Origin of the sequence: Nonomuraea sp. NPDC048901 (genome assembly GCF_040649695.1) — a bacterium.
In the GTDB taxonomy this organism is placed as follows: Bacteria; Actinomycetota; Actinomycetes; order Streptosporangiales; family Streptosporangiaceae; genus Nonomuraea.
This window is the reverse complement of sequence record NZ_JBEZFW010000032.1, coordinates 34,703-61,233: the sequence shown is the minus strand read 5'-3', so window position 1 is coordinate 61,233 and position 26,531 is coordinate 34,703. Positions and strand designations below refer to the sequence as shown.

General features: G+C 70.1%; 22 protein-coding genes and 1 pseudogene. 15 read left to right on the top strand and 8 right to left on the bottom strand.

The genetic code is table 11. From position 1 onward, the window contains the following. Positions 1-44 precede the first annotated feature (44 nt). Positions 45-1,490: an MFS transporter gene (locus AB0C30_RS55335; RefSeq protein WP_357960300.1), complete on the bottom strand. Its 1,446-nt coding sequence runs from the start codon at positions 1,488-1,490 to the stop codon at positions 45-47. A 100-nt stretch (positions 1,491-1,590) separates the two neighbouring features. On the opposite strand from AB0C30_RS55335, the gene AB0C30_RS55330 reads away from it, so the two are divergent. The 5 genes from AB0C30_RS55330 (at position 1,591) to AB0C30_RS55310 (ending at position 6,790) form a co-directional block, all read left to right on the top strand. Further along, the gene (locus AB0C30_RS55330; protein WP_357960297.1) at positions 1,591-2,313 is read left to right on the top strand and encodes a TetR/AcrR family transcriptional regulator; all 723 of its coding nucleotides are present in this window, start codon (positions 1,591-1,593) and stop codon (positions 2,311-2,313) included. 87 nt (positions 2,314-2,400) lie between these two features. Next, positions 2,401-3,774: an MFS transporter gene (locus tag AB0C30_RS55325; RefSeq protein WP_357960294.1), complete on the top strand. Its 1,374-nt coding sequence runs from the start codon at positions 2,401-2,403 to the stop codon at positions 3,772-3,774. A 21-nt stretch (positions 3,775-3,795) separates the two neighbouring features. Continuing rightward, positions 3,796-4,800, top strand: coding sequence for an enolase C-terminal domain-like protein (locus AB0C30_RS55320; protein ID WP_357960291.1), 1,005 nt, complete (start codon positions 3,796-3,798; stop codon positions 4,798-4,800). Between the two features lie 358 nt (positions 4,801-5,158). Further along, positions 5,159-5,896, top strand: a complete 738-nt coding sequence (locus tag AB0C30_RS55315) for a class I SAM-dependent methyltransferase (RefSeq protein WP_357960288.1) — start codon at positions 5,159-5,161, stop codon at positions 5,894-5,896. 72 nt (positions 5,897-5,968) lie between these two features. Beyond that, positions 5,969-6,790, top strand: a complete 822-nt coding sequence (locus AB0C30_RS55310; protein ID WP_357960285.1) for an alpha/beta hydrolase — start codon at positions 5,969-5,971, stop codon at positions 6,788-6,790. Between the two features lie 63 nt (positions 6,791-6,853). On the opposite strand, the gene AB0C30_RS55305 is transcribed toward AB0C30_RS55310, so the two are convergent. Beyond that, entirely contained in the window at positions 6,854-7,201 is a 348-nt protein-coding gene (locus AB0C30_RS55305) for a hypothetical protein (RefSeq protein WP_357960282.1), read from the bottom strand. Positions 7,202-7,287: 86 nt separating this feature from the next. Next, positions 7,288-7,721: pseudogene (tnpA, locus tag AB0C30_RS55300) on the bottom strand (IS200/IS605 family transposase). Between the two features lie 34 nt (positions 7,722-7,755). Here tnpA and AB0C30_RS55295 point away from each other — a divergent pair. Continuing rightward, positions 7,756-9,069, top strand: a complete 1,314-nt coding sequence (locus tag AB0C30_RS55295; protein ID WP_357960279.1) for a transposase — start codon at positions 7,756-7,758, stop codon at positions 9,067-9,069. Next, entirely contained in the window at positions 8,964-9,536 is a 573-nt protein-coding gene (locus tag AB0C30_RS55290) for a cysteine hydrolase (RefSeq protein WP_357960276.1), read from the top strand. The genes AB0C30_RS55295 and AB0C30_RS55290 overlap by 106 nt, the downstream gene beginning before the upstream one ends. 52 nt (positions 9,537-9,588) lie before the next feature. On the opposite strand, the gene AB0C30_RS55285 is transcribed toward AB0C30_RS55290, so the two are convergent. Together AB0C30_RS55285 and AB0C30_RS55280 are read right to left on the bottom strand one after the other, a co-directional pair. After that, positions 9,589-10,362, bottom strand: a complete 774-nt coding sequence (locus tag AB0C30_RS55285; RefSeq protein WP_357960274.1) for a hypothetical protein — start codon at positions 10,360-10,362, stop codon at positions 9,589-9,591. A gap of 162 nt (positions 10,363-10,524) precedes the next feature. Then, the gene (locus tag AB0C30_RS55280) at positions 10,525-11,661 is read right to left on the bottom strand and encodes an ROK family protein (RefSeq protein ID WP_357960270.1); all 1,137 of its coding nucleotides are present in this window, start codon (positions 11,659-11,661) and stop codon (positions 10,525-10,527) included. A 107-nt stretch (positions 11,662-11,768) separates the two neighbouring features. Between AB0C30_RS55280 and AB0C30_RS55275 the strand changes: the two genes are divergently transcribed. Genes AB0C30_RS55275 through AB0C30_RS55260 form a run of 4 tightly spaced genes read left to right on the top strand, consistent with a single transcriptional unit; the run spans position 11,769 to position 15,159 of the window. Further along, positions 11,769-12,674 (top strand): glutamate ABC transporter substrate-binding protein, encoded by a 906-nt coding sequence (locus AB0C30_RS55275; protein ID WP_357960267.1) that lies wholly within the window; start codon positions 11,769-11,771, stop codon positions 12,672-12,674. After that, positions 12,674-13,318: an amino acid ABC transporter permease gene (locus AB0C30_RS55270; protein WP_357960264.1), complete on the top strand. Its 645-nt coding sequence runs from the start codon at positions 12,674-12,676 to the stop codon at positions 13,316-13,318. Before AB0C30_RS55275 ends, AB0C30_RS55270 begins: the two co-directional genes overlap by 1 nt. 58 nt (positions 13,319-13,376) lie before the next feature. Next, complete coding sequence (locus AB0C30_RS55265; protein ID WP_357960261.1) at positions 13,377-14,210, top strand: amino acid ABC transporter permease; 834 nt, start codon at positions 13,377-13,379, stop codon at positions 14,208-14,210. Beyond that, complete coding sequence (locus AB0C30_RS55260; RefSeq protein ID WP_357960258.1) at positions 14,203-15,159, top strand: asparaginase; 957 nt, start codon at positions 14,203-14,205, stop codon at positions 15,157-15,159. The genes AB0C30_RS55265 and AB0C30_RS55260 overlap by 8 nt, the downstream gene beginning before the upstream one ends. On the opposite strand, the gene AB0C30_RS55255 is transcribed toward AB0C30_RS55260, so the two are convergent. After that, positions 15,134-16,561, bottom strand: coding sequence for an LCP family protein (locus AB0C30_RS55255; protein WP_357960256.1), 1,428 nt, complete (start codon positions 16,559-16,561; stop codon positions 15,134-15,136). The two genes, AB0C30_RS55260 and AB0C30_RS55255, sit on opposite strands and share 26 nt — an antisense overlap. Before the next feature lie 141 nt (positions 16,562-16,702). Here AB0C30_RS55255 and AB0C30_RS55250 point away from each other — a divergent pair, with 141 nt between their 5' ends. Next, positions 16,703-17,563: an enoyl-CoA hydratase-related protein gene (locus AB0C30_RS55250; protein WP_357960254.1), complete on the top strand. Its 861-nt coding sequence runs from the start codon at positions 16,703-16,705 to the stop codon at positions 17,561-17,563. A gap of 1 nt (position 17,564) precedes the next feature. Next, positions 17,565-18,479 (top strand): alpha/beta hydrolase, encoded by a 915-nt coding sequence (locus AB0C30_RS55245; RefSeq protein ID WP_357960251.1) that lies wholly within the window; start codon positions 17,565-17,567, stop codon positions 18,477-18,479. A 10-nt stretch (positions 18,480-18,489) separates the two neighbouring features. Here AB0C30_RS55245 and AB0C30_RS55240 read toward each other — a convergent pair whose 3' ends face one another. Continuing rightward, entirely contained in the window at positions 18,490-19,983 is a 1,494-nt protein-coding gene (locus AB0C30_RS55240) for a prolyl oligopeptidase family serine peptidase (RefSeq protein WP_357960248.1), read from the bottom strand. Positions 19,984-20,089: 106 nt separating this feature from the next. Between AB0C30_RS55240 and AB0C30_RS55235 the strand changes: the two genes are divergently transcribed. Both AB0C30_RS55235 and AB0C30_RS55230 read left to right on the top strand, forming a co-directional pair. After that, positions 20,090-21,202, top strand: coding sequence for an exonuclease SbcCD subunit D (locus AB0C30_RS55235; RefSeq protein ID WP_357960245.1), 1,113 nt, complete (start codon positions 20,090-20,092; stop codon positions 21,200-21,202). Beyond that, the gene (locus AB0C30_RS55230; RefSeq protein ID WP_357960243.1) at positions 21,203-25,012 is read left to right on the top strand and encodes an SMC family ATPase; all 3,810 of its coding nucleotides are present in this window, start codon (positions 21,203-21,205) and stop codon (positions 25,010-25,012) included. A gap of 43 nt (positions 25,013-25,055) precedes the next feature. On the opposite strand, the gene AB0C30_RS55225 is transcribed toward AB0C30_RS55230, so the two are convergent. After that, entirely contained in the window at positions 25,056-26,081 is a 1,026-nt protein-coding gene (locus AB0C30_RS55225) for a hypothetical protein (RefSeq protein WP_357960240.1), read from the bottom strand. Between the last annotated feature and the right edge of the window lie 450 nt (positions 26,082-26,531).

Here is a 26,531-nt window from a genome sequence, read left to right as displayed (position 1 = left end):
CGTGGCGAAAGGGCCGCGACGCCAGGTCGCGGCCCTTGAGAACCTCAGTGCCCCGCTTGCTCCACACTGGACTTGCGCGGCAGCAGGTACGCCAGCAGGAAGGTCAGCACCAGCAGCCCGATCTCGACCCAGATGGTGACCTGCATCGCCGAGCCGAAGCTCCACTGGCTCTTGAGCAGGTTGAAGAAGAGCGTGCCGAGCAGGGCGCTGCCGAGCGCGCCGCCGAGCTGCTGGGTCGCGGTCAGCGTGCCCGACGCCGAGCCGGACTCGTGCGGCTCGACGCCCGAGAGCACGATGTCGAAGAACGGCGCCATGGTCAGGCCCATCCCGATGCCCACGAAGGCCAGGCCGGGGGACAGCTGCCAGGGGCTGACGTCGGTGCCGACCAGGTGGATGGTCAGGCCCAGCACGCCCGCGCCCACCGCCATCACCGCGGTGCCGATCTGCAGCAGGCCGCGGCCGAGCTTCTCCTGCAGGCCCGACATGGCCAGGCCGAAGCCGATCACGCCGCCGATGGCCTGCGGCAGACCGGTGAGGCCGGCCTTGAGCGGGCTGTAGCCGAGCCCGACCTGGGTGTAGAGGGTGAAAACGAGGCTGAGGCCGATCATGCCGGAGAAGAAGGCCAGCCCGGCCACCAGCCCGCCGGAGAAGGCACGCTTGCGGAACAGGCTCGGCGTGACCAGCGGGTCCTTTCCGGAAGCGGCGCGGCGGCTCTCGTACCGGCCGAAGACGGCGAACACCACGATCGAGGCGGCCATCGACACGAACGTCCAGGCGGGCCAGTCCAGCTCGCGGCCCTGGATGAGCGGGAAGATCAGCAGGAACGCGGCGGCCGAGACCAGCAGCATGCCGACCAGGTCGAGCCGGGTGGCGTTGGAGAGCCTGAACTCCGGCAGGAACCGCATCCCGGCCAGCGCGGCGGCCAGCCCGAGTGGCAGGTTGATCAGGAAGATCATGCGCCAGCCGGTGCCGAACAGGTCGGCGTCGATCAGCCAGCCGGCCAGGATCGGGCCGCCCACGGACGAGATCGTCATGACCGGGCCGAACATGCCGAACGCCTTGCCCATCTCCCGCGGCGGGAACATCTCCTTGATCAGGCCGAGCCCCTGCGGCAGCATCACGGCTCCGAACAAGCCCTGCACAACGCGGCCGGCGATCAGCATCTCCGGGTTCGCGGCGATCCCGCACAGCAATGAGGCGGCGGTGAAGCCCAGGGCGCCGATCACGAACATGCGCTTGCGGCCGTAGAGGTCGCCGAGCCGGCCACCGGTGATCAGGCCGACGGCCATGGCCAGCGTGTAACCGGCCACCAGCCACTGCACCAGGCTCGACGAGCCGCCCAGATCCTTCTGGATGGTCGGTGCGGCGATGGAGGTGACCAGCGCGTCCAGTAGGTCCATGACCTCGGCGGCCAGGATGACGAACAGCGCGACCCAGCGCCAGCGGTAGGGCTGGACCTCCGAGTCCGCCTGGGGGGCGGTGACGGTCATGAGGACTCCTTGGTAGAACACCGTTTCTTACTACGAACACCGTTCGCTACGAACACCGTTTTAGTGGCGAACAGCGTTCGTGTCAAGTACAGTGTTCGTCATGGGAAGCAGCGAGAACGTCCCGACCCCGCCGTGGCGCAAGGCGCGTAAGCCGGTTCAGCTCAGGCGGCAGCTGAGCCAGGACCTGATCGTCGAGACGGGATTGCGGATCCTTGACGCCGAGGGCCTCGACGGGCTGAGCATGCGCCGCGTCGCGCAGGAGCTCGACACCGGGCCCGCCTCGCTCTACGCGCACGTCGCCAACAAGGAGGAGCTCCTGGAGCTCATCTATGACCGGGTGCTCGGCGAGATCCACCTGGCCGACCCCGATCCGGCCCGCTGGAAGGAGCAGTTGCGCGAGTACGCGATCGAGTGCCACCGGGTGCTGGGCAGCCATGCCGACGTGGCCAGGGCCGCGCTGGCCAGCATCCCCGTGGGCCCGAACGCGCTGCGGATCGCCGAATACGTCTTCGGCCTGCTCATCGACGCGGGCATGGCACCGCGTGACGCCTCGCTCGCCGTTGACCGGATCTCCCTCTACATCACCGGCGACGCCTTCGAGGGCTCGCTGCACTTCGGCAGGATGCGGGCCACGGGTCTCGGCCTGGAGGAATACTTCAAGTCGTTCGTCGGCCACATCGAGAGTCACTACCGCGCCCTGCCTGCCGAGCGGTTCCCGCACATCGCCGAGCACGTCGACGATCTGATCGCCGACGACGGGCGGGCGCGCTTCGAGTACGGCCTCGATCTGATGATCGACGGTCTCGAGGCCCGGATGCCTTAGGCCGACCGGCCCCGGATTCCCTAAGTCCAAGGGCCTAGGGCTGGCGCCCGATGTGCTGAGCAGGGGGTTCGGCATAGTTTGCCGGACATGACCGCAACTCTTGAAGCACCTCCCGTCAGTGTGGTGTCGGCGAAGTACCGGGCGCTCAGCGTGGGGCTGGTGGCGCTCGTCATGTTGGTGGCGTTCGAGGCGATGGCGGTGGCGACGGCGATGCCCGTCGTGGCGCGCGAGCTCGGCGGCATGCATCTGTACAACCTGGCCTTCAGCGCCACCCTCGCGGCCAGCGTGATCGCCACCGTGCTCGGCGGCAGGTGGAGCGATGTGAAGGGCCCGCTGCCGGCGGTCGGCGCCGGTGTGGCGGGCTTCGTGGCGGGACTGCTGGTGGCCGGGTTCGCGCCGAACATGGAGGTGTTCGTCGCCGGACGGTTCATCCAGGGGCTCGGCGCGGGCCTGATCCAGGTGGCCCTCTATGTGCTGGTGGCGAGGGTCTATCCGGGTGAGATGCATCCCAGGGTGTTCGCCTTGTTCTCGGCCGCATGGGTGGTGCCGTCCATGGTCGGCCCGGCCATCGCCGGATTCGTGGTGGAGAACGCCGACTGGCGGTGGATCTTCCTCGGCGTCTCCCTGATCGTCGTGCCCAGCGCGCTGCTTCTGTGGCGCGGCACCGCCGGCGCGGGCCTGCGCGGCGGCGAGGCCGAGCCCGCCCCCGGCCTCGGGCGCAAGCTGATCTGGGCCACGCTGACCGCCGTCGCCGCCGCGCTGATCCAGTACGGCAGCGCGCTCCAGCTCCGCGGCCTGCCCCTGCTCGCGGCCGGGATCGTCCTGCTGGCCGTGTCCCTGCCCAGACTGCTGCCCCGCGGCTCGCTCAGGGCCGCCCGCGGGCTGCGGAGCGCGCCCGTGCTCCGCGGCCTGGCCTACGGCTCGCTGATGGCGGCCGAGGTTCTCATCCCGCTCATGCTGATCAGCGAGCGTGGCCTGACACCCACCGGCGCCGGCATCGTCCTGACCGTCGGCGCGCTCGGCTGGTCCACCGGATCCTGGATCAAGGGCCGCGGCGGCATCAGCCACCTCACCGCGCTGCGCGGTGGCGCCATCATGATCGCCACCGGCATCGCCCTGATGTCGCTCGTGCTGATCGACTCCGTGCCGATCGCCCTCGCGTACGTGGCCATGGCCATCTCCGGCCTCGGCATCGGCGCGCTGCACCCCACGGTGTCCGTACTGGTGCTGGAGATGTCCGCGCCCGGAGAGGCGGGCCAGAACACCGCGGCCCTCGGCGTCGGCGAGTCCGTGTTCACCGTCGTCGCCGTCGCGGTCACCGGGGCCCTGTTCACCGCCACCGGCGAGACCTATCTGGTGGGCCTCGCCTTCACCTTCACCCTCGCCGTGCTGGCCGCCGTCATCGCCCCGCGTTTTGCCCAGCACACGAAGGCAGGCACACTGGAAGGAGTCGTTTCGTAGCTTCGTCGCAGAGGGGGGTACATGCCGCGAGTGCGGGAGCTAGAGGTCTTCCGGCTGGTCCTGCCGTACGGCAGGCGGTCGGAGAGCCTGCTCGTCAAGCTCACCGACTACGCCGGCATGACCGGCTGGGGTGAGGCGCTGGATCCCCAGCCCAAGACCTGGGCCCGGCTGGAGGAGTCGCTGGCCGCCCAGCTCATCGGCGTCGACTGGGAGCACCCCGACGCCGTACTGAGCGGCGACCCGGCCGTCGACATGGCCTGCTGGGACCTGTGGACCAGGATGCGCGGCGTGCCGCTCGCCGAGGCGATCGGCGGCACCCGCACCTCCCTGGTGGCCACCGTCCGGCTCGAACCCGACCCGTCACTCGAAAGCCTGGTCTCACGGGTCAACCAGCAGGTCTGCGCGGGCTACGGCCACGTGACGCTGGACGTGCGTCCCGGCTGGGACGTCGAGCCGGTGCGCGCCGTACGCCTGGCCTATCCGGCTCTGACGCTGGCCGTCGACGGCGGCTGCGCCTACTCCGAGGGCGGCCAGCTCGCGGCGCTCGACTCGTACGGCATCGAGGTCATCGAACGGCCCTTCCCCGTCGGCGACGTCTACGCTCACGCCTCGCTGCAGGACGAGGTGGCGGCGTCGGTGGCGGTCGAGGTGCGCTCGTCGGCGGAGCTCGACGACTACCTGACCCTGCGGGCCGCGCGGGTGCTGATCCTGCGGCCCACCGCCTTCCCGTCGCTCAGCGAGGCCCGCAGGGCGCACGACCGGGCCGCCGCGGCCGGCTGGGACATCCAGTGCGCGGGCGGCCAGGGTGCCGGGCTGGCCCGGGCGGCCACGGTGGCGCTGGCCAGCCTGCCGGGGTGCACGCTGCCATGCGACGTGACGCAGCCGCCGCGCAACAACCAGATCGTGACGCCGATCGTGGGGGCGAACGGCGGGGTGGTGGCGGTGCCGCTGACGCAGGCGGGGCTGGGGCACGTCATCGACGAGGCCCGGGTACGCCGGATGGCCAAGGACTCGTTTCTCGCGTGACGGCTATGTGATCTAACCCCCCTACCTTTATCCCGAAATTTCGCGATGAAGGGGCTTGATGTGGGGGATGTACCGGCGTTAACCAGGTGGCGGACACTTGTTGCCATTCTGCGGTCATCGGCGCCGCGAGCAAGCTGCTCGGGCGGGAGGCCACCGCGCGGGACGTCGTCCAACTGGCCGTCGACGGCCGGGCGGGGGAGCTCTCCTGGTGGCACGCCGACCTCCCGTGCCCTCACCCCAGCCCGGCCGTCTGCGTGCTGATCCCGTTCTTCGACATCGAGTTGCGGCGTTTGGGGTATGTTGCCCGGTTCTCCAGCAACGCAGCTTTGTCGGGCCGATGGGCGATACGGTCGACTTGGTGGCACTGGCCGACAGGGCGGGGCGCGGCCTGCCGTACGGACTCGAACTTGGAGGACCTTTGGCGGAGCGGGATCGGGACGAGGACTCCCGGCGGCTGGCGGCGGAGTCACTGGCGGCCGGTGATCCGACGGGGTGGTTCGAGCGCCTGTACGCGGAGTCGGCGACGGGTGAGGCGATCGTCCCGTGGGACTCACAGACACCCCACCCACTGCTCGTCGAGTGGCACTCTTCGGCGTCGGGGACCGGCCCGGGAGTGGGTCGGCGAGCGCTGGTGGTCGGGTGCGGGCTGGGGGACGACGCCGAGTACGTGGTGAGGTTCGGCTACGACACGGTTGCCTTCGACGTCAGCGAGTCGGCCGTACGCCTGGCCCAGGAGCGCTTTCCGGACTCCACGGTGGACTATCGAGCCGCCGACCTGCTCGACCCGCCCACCGAGTGGCGCCATGCGTTCGACCTGGTGGTGGAGATCATGACCGTCCAAGCTCTGCCGGAGCACCTCCACGCGCAGGCCATCGACTCGGTCTCCGGCTTCGTCGGGCCGGGCGGCACGCTCCTGGTGATCGCCTCGGCCCGTGAGGAGGGCGGCCCGGTGTTCGCGCCGCCGTGGCCTCTCACGCCGTCCGAGATCGCGTCCTTCGCATCGGAGGGCCTGGTCGCGGACCATATCGAAGACCTCCGCGACCCGGAACGCCACCGCTGCCGCGCCACCTTCCACCGCCCCGCTGTCAGCGAGTAAGACCGCGGCAGCGTCAGCGAGGAAGACCGTGGCATTCCTCCCCTTTAGGGGTGGCCTCTATCATTCGTTGGCGTGTCCCCATATCTCGCCAGTGAACTCCGTGAGAGCGCGCGGAGCCGGAACGGCACTCGACCGAAGGGGCCCGGCCTGCCGCACGTCGCGGACGTGACCGGCCCCTCGGACCTGCCGCTGCGCCACTATCGGCCCGCCGCCGAGCCGCGTCCCCTGTTGGTGTTCGTGCACGGTGGCGGATGGGTCTTCGGTGACCTGGAGACGCACGACAGGACCTGTCGCCGCATCGCCAAGGAGTGCGATGTCGAGGTGCTGGCGGTGGACTACCGGCTGGCTCCGGAGCATCCGTTCCCAGCCGCCATCGACGACGTCGTTGACGTGCTCCGCTGGGCCGGGCCGGTGGCCGTGGCGGGTGACAGCGCGGGGGGATATCTCGCCGCCATGGCCTGCCTGCGGTTGCGGGACGAGGGCGGTCCGCTGCCCGACGTACAAATCTTGATATGTCCGAACACCGATCTCACGCTCTCCCAGCCGAGCGTCGCCGAGAAGGGCACAGGCTATGGGCTCGACGCCGACATACTGGGCTGGTTCGTCGCCCAGTGGGTGCCTGACCCGGCTGGGCGCCAGTCGGCGAGTCCCCTGCACCAGCTGGACTTGTCCGGTCTGCCGACCGCCCTGGTGGTGACCGCCGAACACGACGCGTTGTGCGACGAGGGCGACGCCTACGCCCGCCGCCTGGCCGAAGCCGGAGTCGACGTCACGCACCGGTGTGAACCCGGCCTCGTCCACGGATTCATCCAAGGCATGGACCTGACCAGCCCGGAGGCGGCGGCCGCGCACGAACGGCTCTTCGCCGACGTCCGGGGACTGATCCCGCGATAGGCCGACGTCCGGCCGAAAAACAGAAGCGATTCTGGAAATCGCCCCTGCGGCTCGGTCCCACGATCAGGCCGGTTCGTGGTCCGCGAGTCGGCGGTCCGCCGCGATCTGGCCGGTGGAAAGGTCCAGCAGGCGGCACGCCGTGAGGATCTGGAAGCGCACCTCGACGGGCGTCAGGATGTCGGCCATCCAGTGCTGGATCGCGGCGTCGGCCGTGCCGATCACCACCCAGATGACCTGGCGCTGGTGGTCGGTCATGGGGCCGACCGCCCGCTGGACGATCTCCATGTGCAGGCGCGTCAAGCGGTCGCGTTCGGCGCTGAAGGTAGGGTCTGTCAGCGAGCTGAGCCGCCTGACCACGGCCCCCAGCTTCGGTACGCGCTGGTCGACGCAGGCCAATGCTCCGGTGTTCATGCCGGGGGTGATGGCTCACGTGGGAGTGCCCGTCAGGGTGCGAGGGTTCCCTGACCTTTCAGGTTTATCGGTAGCTTCACTTTTACTCATACTGGTTGTTTCTGCTGCTCGATGTACTGCTTGAGTACGGTGAAGGGCGCTCCGCCGACCGATCCGGCGAAATAGGAACCAGATCAGAAATGCCCGCCCCGGAGGTGTTTGCGACGTGTGCGCTGTATTCCTTACGACGCATCGGGGCCGAGATCCCCTTCAGCGAATTGACGAGTTTGGACAGGGCGACCTTAGGCGGGCGGTGGACCAGCAGGTGGACGTGGTCGTGCTCGCCGTTGAACTCGCGCAGTTCGACCTCGAAGTCGGCGCAGACCTAGCGCATGAGTTCCTCACGGCGGATCAGCATCTCGCCAGTGAACACCCCACGCCGGTACTTTGTCATAAACACTAAATTTGTCACGAAAGCCAAATAGGCATACGGGGTGTAGACGACATATCGTCTCCTTCTCGCCTCGGGATTGGATTCCATCGCGGTGGCATAAACGAAACGATATGATCAGTGCGTGGAGCAGGTGAAACGGAGGCGTGCGCATGTGGCGCGCTTGGCGTTGGACAAGCGGCAAGCAGCCGTCTTGGACGGTCAAGCCCACACTGCGCGTGCCGTGTGGAACCTGCTGCATGAGTTCACGACCTTCCGTCAGGGCCGCCTTGCGTCCTTGAAGGAGTGCGACGCGGCGATTCGGCAGGCCCGCCACGAGATCGAGTGGATGGGGCAGTTGCCCGCTCAGGCCGCGCAGGCCGTGCTGAAGACCTACCGGCAGGCGTGGGCGAACTTCTTCAACCCCGCCCACCCGGCCGAACGCCCGACGTTCAAGGGCCGGTTCGGATGCCGAATGGCCGTGGACGTCCCCCAGGCCCGCGACTTGCAGATCGCCAGGATCAACCGCAGGTGGGGTGCGGTGAACCTGCCCAAACTCGGGCGGGTGAAGTTCCGGTGGACCAAAGACCTGCCCGGCCTCACCAAGGGCGGACCAGCAGGGAGGATCACCGGGGCTCGACTGGTGAAAGACGCCCACGGGTGGACCATCGCCTTCCGTACCGAACTGCTCGTCTCCGCTCCCGTGCCGCACGCCGGGCCGAAGGCCGGCATGGACCGGGGCATCGCGGTCCCGCTGGCCTTGTCCACCGGGGAGCATCTTCGGCACGGCCCGTGGCTGTCTGGCGGGCAGCGTGAGCGGTTGTTGCGGTTGGAGCGCAAAAGCGCCCGTCAGCGTGCCAGCCGCGGCAAAGGCGACCCGGTGTCCAACCGGGAACGCCGCACCTACGACCAGATCGCCCGGCTCCGCGCGACAGCCAAGCGCCGAGTGGTCGACTGGCAGCATCAGAGCACGACCGACCTCGCGCGGCGGCTCAGCGCGATCGTGGTCGAAGATTTGAGAGTCACCAGCATGATGGCCTCGGCGTCCGGGACGGTGCAGGAGCCGGGGCGGGGCGTCGCTCAGAAGCGGGGCCTGAACCGGTCGATCGCGGGTCAGGCGTGGGGTCGGACGGTGGAGTTGCTGACCTACAAGGCCGCCGACCGTGGCGGTCTGGTCGCCACGGTCGACCCGCGCGGCACCAGCCAGGAGTGTCACCGCTGCCACACCACCACGAAAGGGTCACGCGAGAGGCAGTCGCGGTTCGTGTGCAAGAACCTGGCGTGCGGATGGATTGGCAACGCTGATACCAACGCCGCCCGAAACCAGCTTCATCGGTACAACTCCGCCGCCGGATGGGCGGTCACAGGACGTGGAGACTCCGCGATAGCGGGGCCGGTGAAGCGTCAAGCATCCTGTCCCACAGTCTCGCCCGCACCCGCGCTGCGAGCTGCTGCGTAAGCAGCACAGGAACCCTCCACTATTTATGTGGAGGAGCACGTCAAACCCGGCATGTCTTCCGGCCCGGCCTGATCGACATGCCGGCCCGCTCCGCGAAGCTGTGGCCGCGCGATCCGGAGCCGCTCGTTCGGGGCTCCTGGGACGCCGACATCATCGACGAGCTCGCACCCGTAGAGGGCGACCATGTCATCGACAAGAACCGCTACGACGCCTTCCTGTACACCGATCTCGAGGTACTGCTCCGCGGCCTGGGGATCAAGCGGCTGCTCGTCGCCGGCATCCTGACCAACGTCTGTGTGGAGACCACGGTGCGCTCCGCCGACCAGCGCGGCTTCGACCCGTACGTGGCCAGCGACTGCACGACCGCCTACGGAGAGGCGCGCGACCCGGCGCTGGCCGCGATGTCCGTGGTGTTCGCCACGGTCGGCAAATGGCGCGAACTGTTCGACCTGGTGGGCGAGGAGTAGACGGCCCACTGCGCGGACGGGCCAGCCGACTTCAAGCCGTCCGCGGGCCGTGTCAGCAGCGGCGGGTCCAGTGCTTGCGGGCCCAGACGTTGCGGCACTTTCTTGATGGCGTTCCGAGATAACCGTCCTCGGTCCTGGTACAGACGCCGTTCACCGTTTCTGTGCACTCATTGGTGGCGACGCATTCATTGTTGACGGTCGTGGTGCAGTACTCTTCCTCGTCATCGGGCTCGGGCTCGGGGGCGTCCGGATCCTCGTAACCGATCGCTGCCTTGGCGGCGTCGCCGCCTTTGCTGCGCGCGCTGTACGCCTCCGCGTACGGCTCACGGAAAGAGCCGTTGTCGGCTTTCTTGCCCATCGCCGGTACGGTGCCGTCGATGCGAATGTAATACCAGCCGTATCCCTTCTCGCCGTCGTCGCACCTGATGTTCGCGAACCGGATCCGAGTAGCCTTTCGCACGCAGACCTTCACGCGGTCGTCGACGTCGGCGATCATCGCGTCCGAGCCGCTGCCGCCCTTGGCGGGAGCTCGGTACGAGTCGCCTCGTGGCTGTTTGAACGAGCCGTGCTCGGCTTTGGAGCCGGTGGCGGTCACCCGCGCGTCCAGCGAGAAGAAGTACCAGGCGGCGCCGGGCCGCGCGTCGTCACACGGTCGATAGTTGATCCGCAGGCGCGTCTTCTTGTTGACGCAGATTTCGACGAAGCCCGCGTCGTCATCGCTTTCTTCTGACGTCGAATTCTCCGGGACCGGTTGTTCGGCGACCGGATTAGCGGTTTCGGGCTCGGCCGGTGGCGAAGTGGTGGTGCATCCGGCGATCAGGAGCACGGAGGTGAAGAGGAAAACGAGTCGTAACGGGAGGGGCGACAAAGGACCTCACATGCTGCGACGACTGGGACCCGATTTATCAGAGGTACGTTAGCGTAAAAGCGCCCGCCACCGTGGTGACGGGCGCTTCGGGTGTGTCGCATCGCGAGCGAGAATGGCCGCCTAAACCAGCGCCGCTTCCAAGAGGAGCGCACCGGCGCCCAGGAGGGCGGCGTCCCGGCCGGCCCTGGCCGGGACGATCTCCAGGTCGCGGGTCGCCAACGGCAGGCAGCGCTCGTACACCGCCGCCCTGATAGAGGTGATCAGCGGTTCGGCCGCCGACAGACTGCCGCCCACCGCGATCACGTCCGGGTTGAAGAAGTTGACCAACACGGTGAGCACCTCGCCGATCCGCCGCCCCGCGCCCCGGACCAGGCTGGTGGCCTCGGGGATCGCGTCGTCCACCAGGCTCACGATGTCCGCGGGACGGGCCACGGTGATCCCGGCGTCCGCGAGGGCCGACATGAGGGCGGCCCCGCTGGCGTACGCCTCCAGGCAATCGGGGTGGCCGCAGGCGCACAGGACGGACGAGTCGGAACGTACCCGTACGTGGCTGATGTCGCCGGCCGCGCCCCGGCCCCGGTGCAGGTGGCCGTTGACGATCACACCGCAGCCGATGCCGGTCCCGGCCTTGAGGACCATGAGGTTGTCGCAGCCGGGCCAGTGCCGGGCCTCGCCGGCGGCCATCAGGTTGGCGTCGTTCTCGACGAGGATCGGCAGGTCGTAGCGCAGGCCCAGGTGCTCGGCGACGGGGAAGCCGTTCCAGCCGGGCATCCGGGACGGCGTGACCACCCGGCTGGTGGCCGGGTCCACCGGGCCGGGGATGCCGGTCCCGACCCCGCGCAGCGGCACGTCATTCGGCACATGTACGGCCAGCAGCTCGTCGAAGGCGTCCGACAGGAGGTCCAGCGTGGCCTCCGGACCCCGGGCGATCTCGCAGGGCCGCTCCTCGATCACCAGCGGGGCGCCGCTGAGGTCGAGCAGCCCGAGCCGGGCATGGTGCGCGCCGAGGTCGGCGACCGCCAGCACCCCCGCTGACGGCGACAGGCGCAGCCGCCTGGGTCGCCGCCCGCCCCGCGAGGTGCCCGAGCCCTCCTCGCCGAGCAGGCCCAGCGAGATCAGCTCCTCGACCCGCAGCGACACGCTGGAGGCGGCCAGCCCGGATAAGCGGGCGAGGTCGGCCCGCGACTCGGCCCGGCCGGTGGCCACGAGACGCAGCAGGTCTCCCTGTGCCCCGCTCACGGGCAGCCGCTGGTTCATGCTGAGAGGAATATCATGTCCGGACTTCCTGCGACAACGTATTGACTTCGTACGAAATCTCCCACTACGTTCCGCTTCATCTTCGATTTCGAAGGAAGTGGATGGTCATGAAGAGACTTGTCGCTGCCGTCGCCGTTTCCCTGTTAGGCCTGGCGGCCTGCGGCGAGACGAGCAGCCCCGCCGTGCCCGGAGGAGAGACCAAGAAGGACGACGTCCTCGCGCAGGCGCCGGTCGCGGCCGCCGCGGACATCCTGCCCGGCTCCACCATGGAGAAGATCAAGCAGCGCGGCGAGCTGATCGTCGGCGGCTCGCTGGACGCGCCGTTGCTCTCCCAGCAGAACCCGGCCACCGGCCAGGTCGAGGGCTTCGACGCCGATCTGGGCAAGGCGCTGGCCAAGTACATCATCGGCCAGCCCAAGGTGAAGATCGTCAACTCGGCCTCGGAGACCCGCGAGGCGCTGCTCGCCAACGGCACCGTGGACGTCGTCTTCCAGACGTACACGATCACGCCGGAACGGGCGAAGCAGGTGGCGTTCGCCGGGCCGTACTACACCTCCGGCCTGACCATCGCGGTGAAGAAGGGCGCGACGGGCATCGCCAAGCCCGAGGACCTGAACGGCAAGAAGGTCCTCGCCGGCGCCAACACGCCCGCCATCCCCGCGATCAAGAAGTTCGCGCCGCAGGCGGAGATCATCACGTTCGGCAGCGACCCGGAGTGCCTCCAGGCGCTCAAGCAGGACCGGGGCGTCGCCTACGTCCAGGACGAGACGCTGCTGATCGCCGACGCCAAGAAGGACCCGTCGATCCAGATCGTCACCAAGCCCTTCACCGTCGACCCCTACGGCATCGGGCTCAAGCACGGTGACGACCAGTTCAAGACGTTCACCAACGCCTGGCTGAAGAAGATGCAGGACGCCGGGGCCTGGCAGAAGATCTGGAAGAACTCCATCGGCACGGTCGTCGTGGGCGACGCTCCGCAGCCGCCCCAGATCGGCTCCGTGCCGGGGTCCTGATGTCCGTCCTCCTCGACCACCTGCCCGAGCTGTGGCAGGGGCTGCTCGTGACGTTCCAGCTGACCGCCGCGTCGTTCCTCGGCGCGGCGGTACTGGGCGTGCTGGTGACCGCCCTGCGGGTGAGCCCGGTACGGGTGCTGCGCGCCCTCGGCACCGCGTACGTGGAGACCTTCCAGAACCTGCCGCTGCTGGTGCTGCTCGTCCTGGCGTTCTTCGGGCTGCCGGAGATCGGCATCAAGGCCGACCTGCGGGTGACGGCCATCGCGGTGATCGCCGTGTACGAGGCCGCCTACATCGGCGAGGCGCTGCGGTCCGGGGTGAACTCGGTGGCCAAGGGGCAGGGCGAGGCGGCCCGCGCGATCGGGCTGACGTTCGCCCAGTCGCTGCGGCACGTCATCCTGCCGCAGGCACTGCGTACGGTGGTGCAGCCGATCGGCAACATCTTCATCGCGCTCACCATGAACACGGCGCTCGCGGCGGCCGTCGGCGTCGTCGACCTGACCGCGGCGGCCAACCGGGTGAACCTCCTCGAGGCCCAGCCCATCCCGATCTTCGTCGGCGCGGGCGCGGCGTACGCGCTGATCGCCGCCTGCGCGGGCTTCGTCACCGGCCGGCTCGAACGACGACTGGCGATCCTGCGATGAGCACTGGCGATTTCAAAAGAGCGCTGGGCGATTTCAAAAGAGCGCTGGGAGTAAGGCCATGAGCACTGCTCTGTTCGACGAGCCGGGCCCCCGGGCGCGGCGGCGCATCCGGATCGCGACCGTCGTCGGCGTACTCGCCGCCCTGGCGCTGCTCGCGCTGGCCGTCCGGCAGTTCGCCGCCAACGGGCAGCTGGACGCCGCGCGCTGGCAGCCGTACGCCACCTGGCCCATGTGGCGCTATCTCCTGACCGGGCTGTGGTCCACCGCGCTGGCCGCGGTGGTCTCGGCCGCGCTGGCGATGGCGCTCGGGCTGGTGCTGGCCCTGGGCCGGCTGTCGCGCCACCGCTTCCTGCGCGTCCCCGCCGCCGCCTATGTCGAGGTGGTCAGGACCATCCCGGCGCTGCTGCTGGTGTACGTGGTGCTGTTCGCGCTGCCGAAGTACGGGCTGGACCTGCCGCTGTTCTGGAAGCTCGTGGTGCCGCTGGCGGTGTCGAACGCGGCGGCGTTCGCCGAGATCTTCCGCGCCGGGATCCGCTCCATCGAGCGCGGCCAGGGCGAGGCGGGCCTGGCGGTCGGCCTCACCCACGGTCAGACCATGCGCCTGATCGTGCTGCCGCAGGCCGCCCGCCGGGTGCTGCCGTCGATCGTCAGCCAGTCGGTCGGGCTGCTCAAGGACACCGCGCTCGGGTTCGTCGTCAGCTACGCGGAGCTGCTCTACAGCGGCAAGGTCCTGGCCGCCTACAACGGCTATCTCATCCAGACCTACCTCGTCGTCGCGCTGGTCTACCTGGTGGTCAACGCGTCGCTGTCCAAACTGGCCCGTACGCTGGAGGCTCGCCGGCGCGCTAGCCCCGCCATCCCCAGAACCAGAAGGAGATTCGCTCGTGCCTGAACTCGCCCTCCTCGCCGAGGTCGTGCGCTCCGGATTCGTCGAGAGCGTCCACTACGGCAGCGCCGTCGGCCTCGACCCGTCGGGCCGGGCCGTGGTCGAGCTCGGCCGGGTCGAGGCTCCGGTGCTGCCCCGCTCGTCGGCCAAGCCGTTCCAGGCGCTGGCCTGCCTGGTCGCGGGCGCCGCCCTGAGCGGGCCGAGCCTGGCGATCGCCGCGGGCAGCCACACGGGCGAGGACTTCCACGTACGGCTGGTCGGCGAGCTGCTGGCCGACTACGGGCTGGACTTCGGTGCGCTCGGCTGCCCGGCGACCTGGCCCGAGGACCAGGTCACCATGCACGCGCTGATCAGGCAGGACCAGGGCGTCTCCCGCGAGCGGATGAACTGCTCGGGCAAGCACGCCGCGATGCTGGCCGCCGCCGTGGCCAACGGCTGGGACGTGGACTCCTACCTGGCCGCCGAGCACCCGGTGCAGCTCCGGGTGCGCTCGGTCACCGAGGACCTGGCGGGGGAGAAGGCCGCCCACGTGGCCGTGGACGGCTGCGGGGCGCCGCTGTTCGGGCTCTCGCTGACCGGCCTGGCGCGGGCCGTACAGGGGCTCGTGCTGGCCGCGCCCGGCAGCGCGCCGCGCCAGGTGGCCGACGCGATGCGCGAGCACCCCGAGTACGTCGGCGGGACCGGCCACCAGAACACCGAGCTCATGCGCGCCCTGCCCGGCGCCCTGGTCAAGGGCGGCGCGGAAGGCGTACTGGTCGTGGCGATGGAGTCCGGGCACTCGGTCGCGGTGAAGGTCATCGACGGCAGCCCGCGCGCCACCACGGTCATCGCCCTGTCCGTGCTCCGCGAGATGGGTTGTGAGGTGTCGTCGGCCGCCGCGTTCGAGAGCGTGGCCGTGCTCGGCGGCGGCGCGCCGGTCGGCCGGATCGTCACAGCGAGCCACAGCCCTCGGTAAGGGTCTTGGTGGGGTCGCTCTCTTTCTGCTTCTTGGACGAGGGCGATTTGGTGGACTTCGGCGCCGAAGAAGACTCCGGTGAAGCCGTGGCCGCGGTGGGCCGGTCGCCCGCCGAATCGCGGATGGCCTTCTCGGTGATGGAGCGGATCTTCGCCCAGTCCGGGGAGACGGTGCTGATCAGCGGCGGCACGAACTGGATGCTCGTCACCTTGGCGTTCTTGACCTGCAGCGCCAGCGGCACCAGGTGCTTGAGCATCGGCCGGGGGATGTCGGTCCTGATCAGCTCCTTGGTGGCCCCGGCGATCCGGTTGAACCTGGTCAGCACCGTCGCCGGGTCGGCCTGGTCGAGCAAGGCGCCGATCACGCACCGCTGACGGCGCATCCGGGTGAAGTCATCGCTGAAGGTACGCGAGCGGGCGTACCACATCGCGTCGGCGCCCTTCAGCTTGCGCGTGCCCGCCTTGACCAGGCCCTCGTTGTAGCGGCCGAACACCACGTCCTGCTCGACCGTGAGCGTGACCCCGCCGATCGCGTCAATCAACCGGGCGAACCCCCACATGTTGACCAGGGCGTACCAATCGACCTTGAGCCCGAGGGTGTAGCCGATCGTGTCCATCAGCACCTTGGGGCCCTGGTGCTGCTTGCCGCCGAAGATCTCGGGGTGCGCGTCGGCGTACTCCCAGACGCTGTTGAGCAGGTCGCTGCGGCCGCCGCCCGGGTCGGGCGGCAGGCGGAACCCGTTGGGGAAGTGCTCGGCCATTGGCGTGCCCGGACGGAACCGCACGTTCTCCAGGTTGCGCGGCAGGCTGACCAGCACGGTGTTGCCGGTCTTCACGTCGACGGTGGCCACGTTCATGCTGTCGGTGCGTACGCCGATCCGGTTGTCGTCGGCGTCGCCGCCGATGAGCAGGATGTTCACCCTCGTACGGCCCGCCCACGGGTCCTCGGGGCGGGTCGTCGTCTCTTCGGCCTGGGGCTCGGGGGTGCCCTCGTTCACGAAGATGTCGTTGAGCGCGTTCCGGGACGTCCAGACATAGCTCGTGACCATCCCGAACGGCAGCACGACCAGCACCGCGAGCAGCCCCGCGAACGTGCCCACCACGACCTGCCCGGCCTGCGGCAGACTGCCGGGCCGCAGCACGATGAACGAGTGGACGATCAGCGCGAACCACGCCACCCCGAGCACGACGGCGCCGGCGGTGATGCCCGTCAGCCAGCTGTCCTGGGTCAGATCGCCCAGCAGGTTGTCGGTGCTCAGCCTGACGGCGAGAAGCGCGAGCAGCACCACCGCGTAACAGCCGAGCAGTATCAGACCCGTCTTGCGCCATCCGGCCCGCAGATGCGCAGCTCCCGGCGCGAGCGCGGCCAGCACCAGCCAGCCGAGAACCGCCACGGCGCTCACCGGTTTCCTTGCCTGCTTCACGCCATCCCCGTTTCCCCGCGAACTTCACCGTAGGCCGAATCGAGGCGGCAGCCTACGGACAGAATGCGAAATATGTCTTTAGGGGAGAGTGAACATTAGTAACCGAATAAGATTCGGCCTATGTCCTTCTCCCAGATCGACTACGGCGTGACCAGCCGGGTCGCCACGATCACATTGAAGCGCCCCGAGAGGCTGAACGCCTTCACCTTTGCCATGCGCGGAGAGTTGATAGAGGCGTTCGACCTCGCGGACGCCGATGACGACGTACGCGCCATCGTGGTCACCGGCGCGGGCCGGGCCTTTTGTGCCGGGGCGGATCTGGGCGGTGGCGGCGACACCTTCAGCCACCGCGAGCCTGGCGAACTCGTGGATGGCGTGCCGCGCGACGGCGGCGGCACGGTCGCGCTGCGCATCGCCCGGTCGCTCAAGCCGGTCATCGGCGCCATCAACGGCCCCGCCGTCGGCGTGGGCGTCACGATGACGCTGCCGATGGACGTCCGGCTGGCCGCCGACACCGCGAAGTTCGGCTTCGTCTTCGCCCGGCGAGGGATCGTCACCGAGGCGGCGTCGAGCTGGTTCCTGCCCAGGCTCGTGGGCATCGCGCAGGCCATGGAGTGGGTGGCCACCGGGCGCGTCTTCCCCGCCTCCGAGGCGCTGGAGGGCCGTCTGGTGTCCCGCGTACTGCCCGCCGAGGAGCTTTTGCCCGCCGCCTACGCGCTGGCCCGGGAGATCGCCGACAACACCTCCGCCGTGTCGGTCGCCGCGATCCGCAGGCTGATGTGGTCAGGGCTGTCGGCCTCGTCGCCCTGGGAGGCGCACGCGGCCGACTCTCGGCTGATGGCCGAGCTCGGGTCCGCGCCGGACACCGTGGAGGGGGTGACGGCGTTCCTGGAGAAGCGGCCGGCCGAGTTCCCGATGAAGATCAGTGAGGACCTGCCGGGCGGTGTGCCGTCATGGCCGGTAAATCCTTATCGTGTCTAGCATGTACGACACCACCGTTCTGTCCATGCCGCCCGACTACGAAGGCGACGTCGTAGCGACGCTGATCTCCCGCCGAGCCGGTTCCCGCAGGGCGGTGCTCTACCTTCACGGGTTCACCGACTACTTCTTCCAGGACCACCTCGCTGACCACTACCTCGGCCGCGGCATCGACTTCTACGCCCTCGACCTGCGCAAGTACGGCAGGTCGCTGCTGCCGCACCAGACCAGGGGCCTGGTCAGGAGCGTCACGGAGTACTTCCCGGAGATCGACGAGGCCGTACGCGTCATCAGGCGCGACCACGACGAGCTGACGATCAACGCACACTCGACCGGCGGCCTGGTCGCGCCGCTGTGGGCCGACCGCGTCCGCGGCCGGGGCCTGGTGCAGGGGCTCGTGCTCAACAGCCCGTTCTTCGACCTGAACGTGCCCGCTCCGCTCCGCCTGGCCGCCGACCTGCTCAAGACGCCGCTGTCGTACTCCAGCCGGGCGTTGCCGCTGGGCGTCAGCTTCGCGTACGGCCAGAGCCTGCACCGCACCGAACAGGGCGAATGGGACTACGACCTGGAGCTCAAGCCGCTCGGCGGCTTCTCCGTGCACGCCACCTGGCTGGCCGCCATCCGCCGGGCGCAGCGGCGGCTGCACGCCGGGCTGGCCGTGGACGTGCCGGTCCTCGTGCTCGCCTCGACCACGGGCCTGCGGGTACGCGACTTCGTGCCCGAAGCCCGCTCGGCCGACACCGTACTCGATCCCCGGCACATCGCCCGCTGGGCCACCTGCGTGGGCCCGCACGTCACCTGCGTACGCATCCCCGACGGCATGCACGACCTGGTGCTGTCGGCCGAGCCGGTACGCAAGCAGGTGTTCGCCGAGATCGACCGCTGGCTGAACGCCTTCGTCTACCAGACCGGAGGCTGAGCGCGTTCCTTCACCAGGGGAACGCGAACAACCCGTAGTAGGCCGCCGCCACCAGCAGCAGCCCCGTGCCGCCGAGCACGCCCGCGATCGCCACGTGCTGCCAGCGGCTCGGCCGCATGCCCTCCCGCAGCCCCGCCACGACCGCCGCCACCGCCGTGACCTCCTGCACCAGCATCAGTACGGCCAGCACCCGCACCACCAGCCAGCCGGCCAGCACGGCCGGCCAGGCCCCGGCCTGGTTCACCGAGAACAGCACCAGCACCGTGATGAACGCCAGCACCGAGACCAGCAGCCCCAGCCCCGTCCACGCCATGCGGCGCAGCCTGCGCCTGATCGGCGGCCAGAGCCGGGCGTTGGTGTCGGCCGGGGTCTGCCGGCGGCCGCGCAGGCGTACCACCATCGCGGCCACGGGGCCGGCCACGTAGCCGACGGCGGCCAGGCAGATCGTCAGCCCCAGCATCGTGCCGCCCGCGTACCACGGGGCGGCGGGGACGTCGCTGGCCTCGAAGCGCTGCACCGGCGTCGTGCCCGCCACGTGCAGCTGGGGCCGCGCCGTGCCGGGCAGGCCGATGATCCAGTTCGCCAGCGTCTCCAGGTAGCCGTGCGCGAACGGGCCGCCGTTGATCCGCATGGCGTGGTCGGCCTTGTCCATGAAGCGGATCGTGTACTGGTCGTTGCCCGCCGACTTGAGCGCGGTGATCAGGGACTGGGACGACTCCACGAACGGGATGGACGGGTCCATCGTCCCGTAGAACGCCAGCACCGGCTGCCTGATCTGCCGGAGCGCGGGCATCGCGTCGTAGCGGAGGAAGTTGAAGCCCACCCCGCCCATCGCCCTGGTGAGCAGGTCGCGTACGCCGATCGGCGCGCGCAGGCGCTGCAACTGCTCGTTCAGCGCCCAGGCCACCTGCCTGAGCGGCGACACGTTCGGCGAGGACACCAGCACCGCGAACCCCACGTCGCGGCTCTTGGCCGCCGCGATGGGCACCACCCAGCCGCCCTCGCTGACCCCCCACAGCCCGGTGCGGTCGGGGTCCACGTCGGGGCGCGTGCGCATGTACTCGACCATGCGCAGCGCGTCGTCCGCGAGCAGCCCGAAGTCCCGGTCGCGGAAGTTGTAGCCGACCGTCCGCTTGTCGAAGGCCAGCGTCACCACGCCCGCCTTGGCCAGGAACTCCGCCTGCGGCGTGAACTCCGTCCGCGAGCCGTTGCCCGACCCCGACACGAACACCATCGCCGGATGCCGTCCCGGCGTCATGGGGGCGCGGACCGTTCCGAACAATGTCTGGCCCTCAGCCGGGAGCGAGATCTCCTCGCGGTGCACGGGAGTCACCGCGACCACGGGCCGCAGTTCGTTCGCGGGCTGGGGCGGGAGTGCCTGCATCGCGTGATCGGCCTGGAGTGGCGGAGGGTTGAACGCGGGTGGCAGAACGTAGCCGACCGCGGCCAGGGCCACCAGCACCAAACCTGCGGCGACGCTCACGGTGCCACGGCCAGTGCGCATCGGCCTCCCCATGTGGGTTGAATTGCCCGCTGATCTTTCAGCCTACTCCTGAGACGTGTGACGCAGGGGACCGCATTTGTCGGTGAGACCTGTTAGCTTCCTGCGAATGCGGATCCTGCACACCTCCGACTGGCACCTGGGGCGTTCGTTCCATCGCGAGAGCCTGCTCGAAGGCCAGGCCGCGTTCATCGACCACCTGATCGAGACGGTGCGTGCCGAGCGGGTCGACGTGGTGGTGGTGTCCGGCGACGTCTACGACCGCGCCCTGCCACCGGTCGACGCGGTCGCGCTCTGCGGCGACGCGCTGCGCCGCCTGATGGGCACCGGCGCCCGCACCGTGCTGATCAGCGGCAACCACGACTCGGCGCGCCGGCTCGGGTTCGGCGCCGACCTGATCGACGCCGCCGGGGTCCACCTGCGCACCGACCCGTCCCGCGCCTGGGAGCCGGTTCTGGTGGACGACGTCGCCTTCTACGGCATCCCCTACCTGGAGCCCGAGCTGGTACGCGGCCCCTGGGAGCTGCCCGACCGCAGCCACACCGCCGCGCTGTCCCACGCCATGGCGCACATCCGCGCCGACGCCCCGCGACACCGCCGCTCGGTGGTCCTGGCCCACGCCTTCGTCACCGGGGGAGAGGCCAGCGACAGCGAGCGCGACATCAGCGTGGGCGGGGTGGCGCACGTGCCGCTGTCGGCCTTCGAGGGGGTCGACTACGTCGCGCTCGGCCACCTGCACGGCCGCCAGCGGATGTCGGAGACGGTCCGCTACTCCGGCTCCCCCGTGGCCTACTCCTTCTCGGAGGTCAACCAGAAGAAGGGATCGTGGCTGGTCACGCTCGGCTCTTCGGAGGTCGACTTCGTACCCGCCCCGGTGCCCCGGCCGATCGGCCGCCTACGCGGTCCGCTGGAGGACCTGCTGACCTCCTCCGCATATGACGACGTGGAAGACCATTGGCTGCAGGTCGTACTGACCGATCCGATCCGCCCCAAATCAGCCATGGATCGGCTGCGCGCCCGCTTCCCCCACACGCTGGCGCTGTCCTTCGAGCCTTCCGGCGGCGCTCCCGTCGCCCAGCCCGCCCGCCTCAGCGGCCGGCCGGAGGCGGAGGTGGCGCTCGACTTCATTCGGGAAGTACGCGGCGAGCCTGCCGGACCTGACGAGGAAGACCTGCTAAGACAGGCGATCGAGGCGTCCAGGGTGAAGGAGACGATGGCGTAGATGCGGCCGCACCGGCTCACGCTCACGGCTTTCGGGTCCTTCCCCGGTTCGGAGACGGTCGACTTCGACGCTCTGGCGGAGGCGGGCCTGTTCCTCGTCCACGGGCCGACGGGCGCGGGCAAGACCACGATCCTCGACGCCCTCTGTTTCGCCCTTTACGGCCAGGTCCCGGGCCAGCGCAACAGCGCCCGCGCGCTGCGCTGCGACCACGCCCCGCCCTCGGTCGGGCCTTCGGTCTCGCTCGAGGTGTCGCTGCGGGGCCGGTTACTGCGCATCCAGCGTTCTCCGGTGTGGCAGCGGCCCAAGTTGCGCGGGTCCGGGTTCACCGAGGAGAAGGCCAAGGTCATCGTCGAGGAACGGGTCGGCTCCGCCTGGCACGGCCTGACGACCCGCTCCGACGAGGCCGGTGACCTCGTGGGCGGGCTGCTCGGCATGAACGCCGACCAGTTCTGCCAGGTCGCGATGCTGCCACAGGGGGATTTCGCCAGGTTCCTGCGCGCCGATGGGGATGACCGGCGGCGGCTGCTGGAGCGGCTGTTCACCGTGAAGGTGTTCACCCAGACGGAGGCCTGGCTGGCCGAGCACCGCAAGGCGGCTTGGCGGGACCAGCAGGAGCTGCGGCAGCAGGTGGACTTCGCGATCAAACGTCTGGAGGAGGCGGCAGGCGACCTCACTCCCGCCGCCCTCGGGCCCGCCACTGCTACAGCCGCCCGGGATTCGGACACCGACCCGCTGGGGTGGGCCGGAGCGCTGCTCGCCGCCGCCCGCGCCGTCGTCGTCCGGACGGCCGAGCAACACGCGGCGGCCGGGCGGGCCCTGCGCTCGGCACGTTCCCGCTTCGAGCAGGCGATGTCGCTGGCCGACCGCCAGCGCCGCCACGCCGAGGCCCTGACGTTGCGCCGCACCCTCGACGAGCGAGCGGAGGAACGCGCCGAGCTCCAGGCCATCCTCGACGACGCCGCCCGCGCCGACCGCGTGCTTCCGCTCATCCGCGCCGCCCGCCAGCGCGCCGAAGCCGCGGCCAAGGCCCACTCCCTGGCCACGGACGCCGTCGCCCGCGCCTACCCCCTCCTGAAAGCCACCCCCACCGGACTTCCCACTCCCACCGACGCGCCTGCGGCCTACCCCGCTGACTGGCCGCTTATCGAGCCCTCCCACCACTTGTCCAACTTCTCCGACGACGGTGGCGGGTCCCGGCACGGCGGTGCGGCGGCTCGGGTGGGGAGTCTGGTCGGCTGGGTCGAGCCCGAGCGGCTGCACACCATGGAGCGAGCCCGCCAGGCGGAGATCGCCCGCCTGTCCGAGCTGCTCACCGAGGAAGCCAGGCTGCTCGTCGTCCGCCGAGACCTTCAGCGCGTCGAGCAGGAGCTGACCGGGCTGGCCGCCGAGGACGAGACCGCCGCCACCCGGCTCGCCGCCCTGCCCGCGCTCGTCGAGGAGGCCGAACGCAAGCTGGCGCGGGCCCGCCTGGACGCCGCCAGGATCCCGGCGGCCGAGGCCGTACGGACCGCGGCGGCCGAACTGATCGCCGTCGACCGGGAGCTGGCCGGCCTGACCGTGGAGCTAGACCGGCTCACCCAGCGCGAGGCCGAGGTGGCCGCCGCCGACGCGGAGCTGCCCGTACGGCTGGCTGAGGTCAATGCCCGCCTTGCGGAGGTACGGGCCGAGACGGCCGCCATCCCCGCCGCCGTCGCGACACTCGACGCGGCCAGGGCCGTACGAGATGCCGCCCACCGGGCCGAGACGCTGGCCGCCGAGCTGGAGTCCGCCACCGCCGACCACCAATCGCTTGTGGACCGAGCGCAGGGCCTGCGCGAGCACTGGCTGGACGTACGGCAGGCACGCATCGACGGCATGGCCGCCGAGCTGGCACGCGACCTGTCCGACGGCAGCCCGTGCGCCGTGTGCGGCTCCGACCACCACCCCCACCCGGCCTCGCCCGCCCCCAGCGCCCCGTCCGCCGACGACGAGCTGGCGGCGGAGCAAGCCCACGAGGCGGCCCTCTCCGAACGTGAGGCGGCCGAACGCACACTCGCCTCCCTGGAATCCCGCCACGCCGACGCCGTGTCGGCAGCGGGCGGCCTCGACACCGGCACCGCCGAGACCGCGGCGCTCCAGGCTCAGGAGGAGCTGTCCCGCCTGGAGGCGATCGCCGAACGCGAGCCCGCACTGGCCGCCGAGCTGGACCGCATCGAGACGGAACGCGACCGCGTCCGGGACCAGGCCCGCGAGCTCGGCGAACTACTCACGGCCCACCGCACCCACCACACCCACTACCAGGCCGAACGCGCCCGCCTCGTCACCCGCCTCCTTCAAAGCGGCCTCCTCGAAACCCACGTCCCTGACACCGGGCACCTCGATACCCTGTTTCCTGACTCCGACATCCGCCGCCATACACGGTCCGCTCAGTCCGTCCAGACCGATCCCGAGGCGCACGTCAGGGCTGAGGACGGGGACGACGAGCGGCCGCTCGCTCTGGCTGATCGGGGCGCGGCCCCCGACGGAGCGGCTCCAGTAGATGACCATGGAGCGACGATCGGTCCCGAGTCGGCGCCCTCCGTGCTGGCTGTGGCCGAGGAGGCAGTGATGCGGCTTCGGGAGTCGGCCGGGCGGGAGGCCGGGCTGGCGCGGGAGGCCGCCGCGCTCAGCCAGGAGCGGGTGGCGCTGGAAGAGCGGGCGCGCCGGGTCACCGCCCGCCTGGCCGCCTGCCGTACCAGGCAAGAGGAGCTCAGTGGTGACGCGGGGCGGCTCACCGCGCGGCTCGACAGCGCGCGCGGCGACGACCCCACGCTCACCGCCCGCCTGTCCAGGCTGAACGACGAGGCCGAACTACTACGGGAGGCCCTGGAAGCCACGCAGGCTGCCGTCGCCACCGAGGCTGAGCGGGTCAGCGCGATGGAGGCGGCCGTACGGGCGGCTCTGGAGGCGGGGTTCGGCGACGTGGCCGACGTGGAGGCCGCCGCCAGGAGCGAGTACGAGCGGGACGGCAAGGCCGAGCTGCTGCGGCGGCTCGACGCGCAGCACGCGGCCGTGACCAGCACGCTGGCCGATCCCGAGCTGGTGGCCGCCGCGCGGCAGGACGTACCCGATCTGGCCGCCGCCGAGGCGGCGCGCGACGAGGCCGAACAGGCCCACACAGCGCTGGCGTCGGCCAGGGACCGGGCCGAGCAGCGGGAGCAGCGGGTGGCCGAGCTGGGCGCGGAGCTGGCCGCATGCATAGAGCGGTGGCAGCCCGCCGCCGACCGGCACCGGCTGGCCGAGCGGCTGGCGGCACTGGCCAGTGGTACGTCGAGCGACAATCAGTGGAACATGAGCCTGTCGTCGTTCGTGCTCGGTGAACGGCTCCGGCAGGTGGTGGACGCTGCCAACGAGCGCCTCGACCACATGTCGGGAGGGCGCTACCTGCTGCGGCACGACCTGCGGAAGACGGCCGGAGCCAGAGGACGTTCGGGTGGCGGGCTGGGGTTGCGCGTGGCCGACGGGTGGACGGGCGTCGACCGCGACCCGGCCACGCTGTCGGGTGGGGAGAGCTTCATCACCTCGCTGGCCCTCGCGCTCGGCCTGGCCGACGTGGTGACCGCCGAAGCGGGTGGCGCCGAGATCGGCACGCTGTTCGTGGACGAGGGCTTCGGCACGCTCGACGAGGACACGCTCGACGGCGTGCTCGACATCCTCGACGGACTGCGTGACGGAGGACGGGCGGTCGGCATCATCAGCCACGTCGCCGAGCTGCGTTCGAGGATCCCGGCCCAGCTCAGGGTCTCCAAGTCGCGCACCGGATCCACGCTGTCGGCGGTCGGGGTGAGCTGACGACCGGCCCAGGCCTGCGTTCGCTGTCTCAGAAGGTCCTGTCTCAGCGGGGAATCGGCAGCACGCGGTCGGGCCGGTCCTGCTGGTACGCCTGGCCATCCGGATATATACGCCACGAGTCGCCCGACACCCGCAGCATCGGGCTCCGCCACGCCTCGGTCGGGCGGGGAAGCACGATGTGCCGGACACGCCGCAACGCGTCCCAGATCAGCAGCCCGCGGATCTCACCGAGCAAATTGATCTTGGCCGGATCGTAGAGCGGATGATCCCAAAGGCCGCCGATCTCGGTACAGACGAAGCGATCGTCCAGCCATTCGGCGAACTGCTCGCACAACGGACCAAAGCCCTGGTCACACGGCACCGGCACCGGCTCGCCGTCGACCCAGAGCAGCGTACCGAACCAGTCCGGCCCCCCGATCAACATGGCTTGATGCCGAAGATCGGCGGAGAAGAAGACACGGATTGTGCTCTTCCCCGTCTCGTCGAGGTAGTTGAACGCGCACCGCTCGTCCTCGAACTCGGAGCCCAGCTCCCGGTAGTCGGCAGGCGTCACGCCCGCGGGCGGAGCCGGGTATTCCTGCGCCCATCCGCGCCGGTCGCGCGCCGCGATGCGCCCGACTTCGGTCATCCAGCCCCACATCGACAGGGCGAGCGCCGGGTCCTCTCCGTCGCCCAGGACCCTCATGGTGAAGCGATGCTCCAGCCAATGCGCCAACGACGCACTCCTGACGCCGCCGTCGAGACCGACCGGCGCCGGCGCCCGGCGGCCGTCGATCCACACGAACGTCCCGCGCCTGCCTCGGCGCGCTTCGAGCAGCACGGCGTGGTGTCGTGCGTCATAGGAGAAGTAGACGCGTACCGTGACGCCCGCACGGGAGCGCCTCAGGCAGTTGCCGTACGGCCGGAAGCCCGCGCCCAGGCAGTCCTCGACGGTCAAGCCGGTCGGCGGGGCCGCAGGCTCATCCGCAGCACGCGTCGCGCCGCGCTCGACCCCGCCCACAGCACGGCGCTCGACCTCGCCCGCAGCACCGTGCCCATGACGCGTCGCGACGCGCCCGGCGTCGTCCATCCATCGCCTCAGCGCCTCAGGACTCATCAGCGCCAGCCGCCGCAGTCACCCTTCACATCCTGGATCACCTATCCAAGTCACACCGGCATCTGACGATATTTCGGCGTATGCCGCCACTTCTTATGCAAAAGTCCCTCGGTGGTACGTGGGGCACCGTCCTGTTGCCGCTCCGCCCTGACGACTCCATCGACATGGGCCGGACCGGCTGGGGGTGGTGGGCTTGGGAGGCGTGTACGCCCACGGCACGGCGGGGGAACTCCACGCCATGTCCGATGAGGGAAGACCGTGGGGTAGTCGGGCTGCGCCAGATCCAGCGCGCCGCTTTCGACCTGCGCGGCAGGAGGGAGAGGTACGCAGGCGCTTCGGCCGTTATGCGTCGACTCGTGCACGAATTGGCGGCGCGGCGGCGGAACGCGTCAAAGAAGACGCGCGCCGCCGCGCGCCCGCTCA

What these genes read in the sequence shown, in the direction of transcription:
- AB0C30_RS55335 (WP_357960300.1), bottom strand. Translation starts at nt 1,490, where the DNA reads ATGACCGTCACCGCCCCCCAGGCGGACTCGGAGGTCCAGCCCTACCGC.
- AB0C30_RS55330 (WP_357960297.1), top strand. Translation starts at nt 1,591, where the DNA reads ATGGGAAGCAGCGAGAACGTCCCGACCCCGCCGTGGCGCAAGGCGCGT.
- AB0C30_RS55325 (WP_357960294.1), top strand. Translation starts at nt 2,401, where the DNA reads ATGACCGCAACTCTTGAAGCACCTCCCGTCAGTGTGGTGTCGGCGAAG.
- AB0C30_RS55320 (WP_357960291.1), top strand. Translation starts at nt 3,796, where the DNA reads ATGCCGCGAGTGCGGGAGCTAGAGGTCTTCCGGCTGGTCCTGCCGTAC.
- AB0C30_RS55305 (WP_357960282.1), bottom strand. Translation starts at nt 7,201, where the DNA reads ATGAACACCGGAGCATTGGCCTGCGTCGACCAGCGCGTACCGAAGCTG.
- AB0C30_RS55290 (WP_357960276.1), top strand. Translation starts at nt 8,964, where the DNA reads ATGGGCGGTCACAGGACGTGGAGACTCCGCGATAGCGGGGCCGGTGAA.
- AB0C30_RS55280 (WP_357960270.1), bottom strand. Translation starts at nt 11,661, where the DNA reads ATGAACCAGCGGCTGCCCGTGAGCGGGGCACAGGGAGACCTGCTGCGT.
- AB0C30_RS55275 (WP_357960267.1), top strand. Translation starts at nt 11,769, where the DNA reads ATGAAGAGACTTGTCGCTGCCGTCGCCGTTTCCCTGTTAGGCCTGGCG.
- AB0C30_RS55270 (WP_357960264.1), top strand. Translation starts at nt 12,674, where the DNA reads ATGTCCGTCCTCCTCGACCACCTGCCCGAGCTGTGGCAGGGGCTGCTC.
- AB0C30_RS55265 (WP_357960261.1), top strand. Translation starts at nt 13,377, where the DNA reads ATGAGCACTGCTCTGTTCGACGAGCCGGGCCCCCGGGCGCGGCGGCGC.
- AB0C30_RS55250 (WP_357960254.1), top strand. Translation starts at nt 16,703, where the DNA reads ATGTCCTTCTCCCAGATCGACTACGGCGTGACCAGCCGGGTCGCCACG.
- AB0C30_RS55245 (WP_357960251.1), top strand. Translation starts at nt 17,565, where the DNA reads ATGTACGACACCACCGTTCTGTCCATGCCGCCCGACTACGAAGGCGAC.
- AB0C30_RS55240 (WP_357960248.1), bottom strand. Translation starts at nt 19,983, where the DNA reads ATGCGCACTGGCCGTGGCACCGTGAGCGTCGCCGCAGGTTTGGTGCTG.
- AB0C30_RS55235 (WP_357960245.1), top strand. Translation starts at nt 20,090, where the DNA reads ATGCGGATCCTGCACACCTCCGACTGGCACCTGGGGCGTTCGTTCCAT.
- AB0C30_RS55230 (WP_357960243.1), top strand. Translation starts at nt 21,203, where the DNA reads ATGCGGCCGCACCGGCTCACGCTCACGGCTTTCGGGTCCTTCCCCGGT.
- AB0C30_RS55225 (WP_357960240.1), bottom strand. Translation starts at nt 26,081, where the DNA reads ATGGACGACGCCGGGCGCGTCGCGACGCGTCATGGGCACGGTGCTGCG.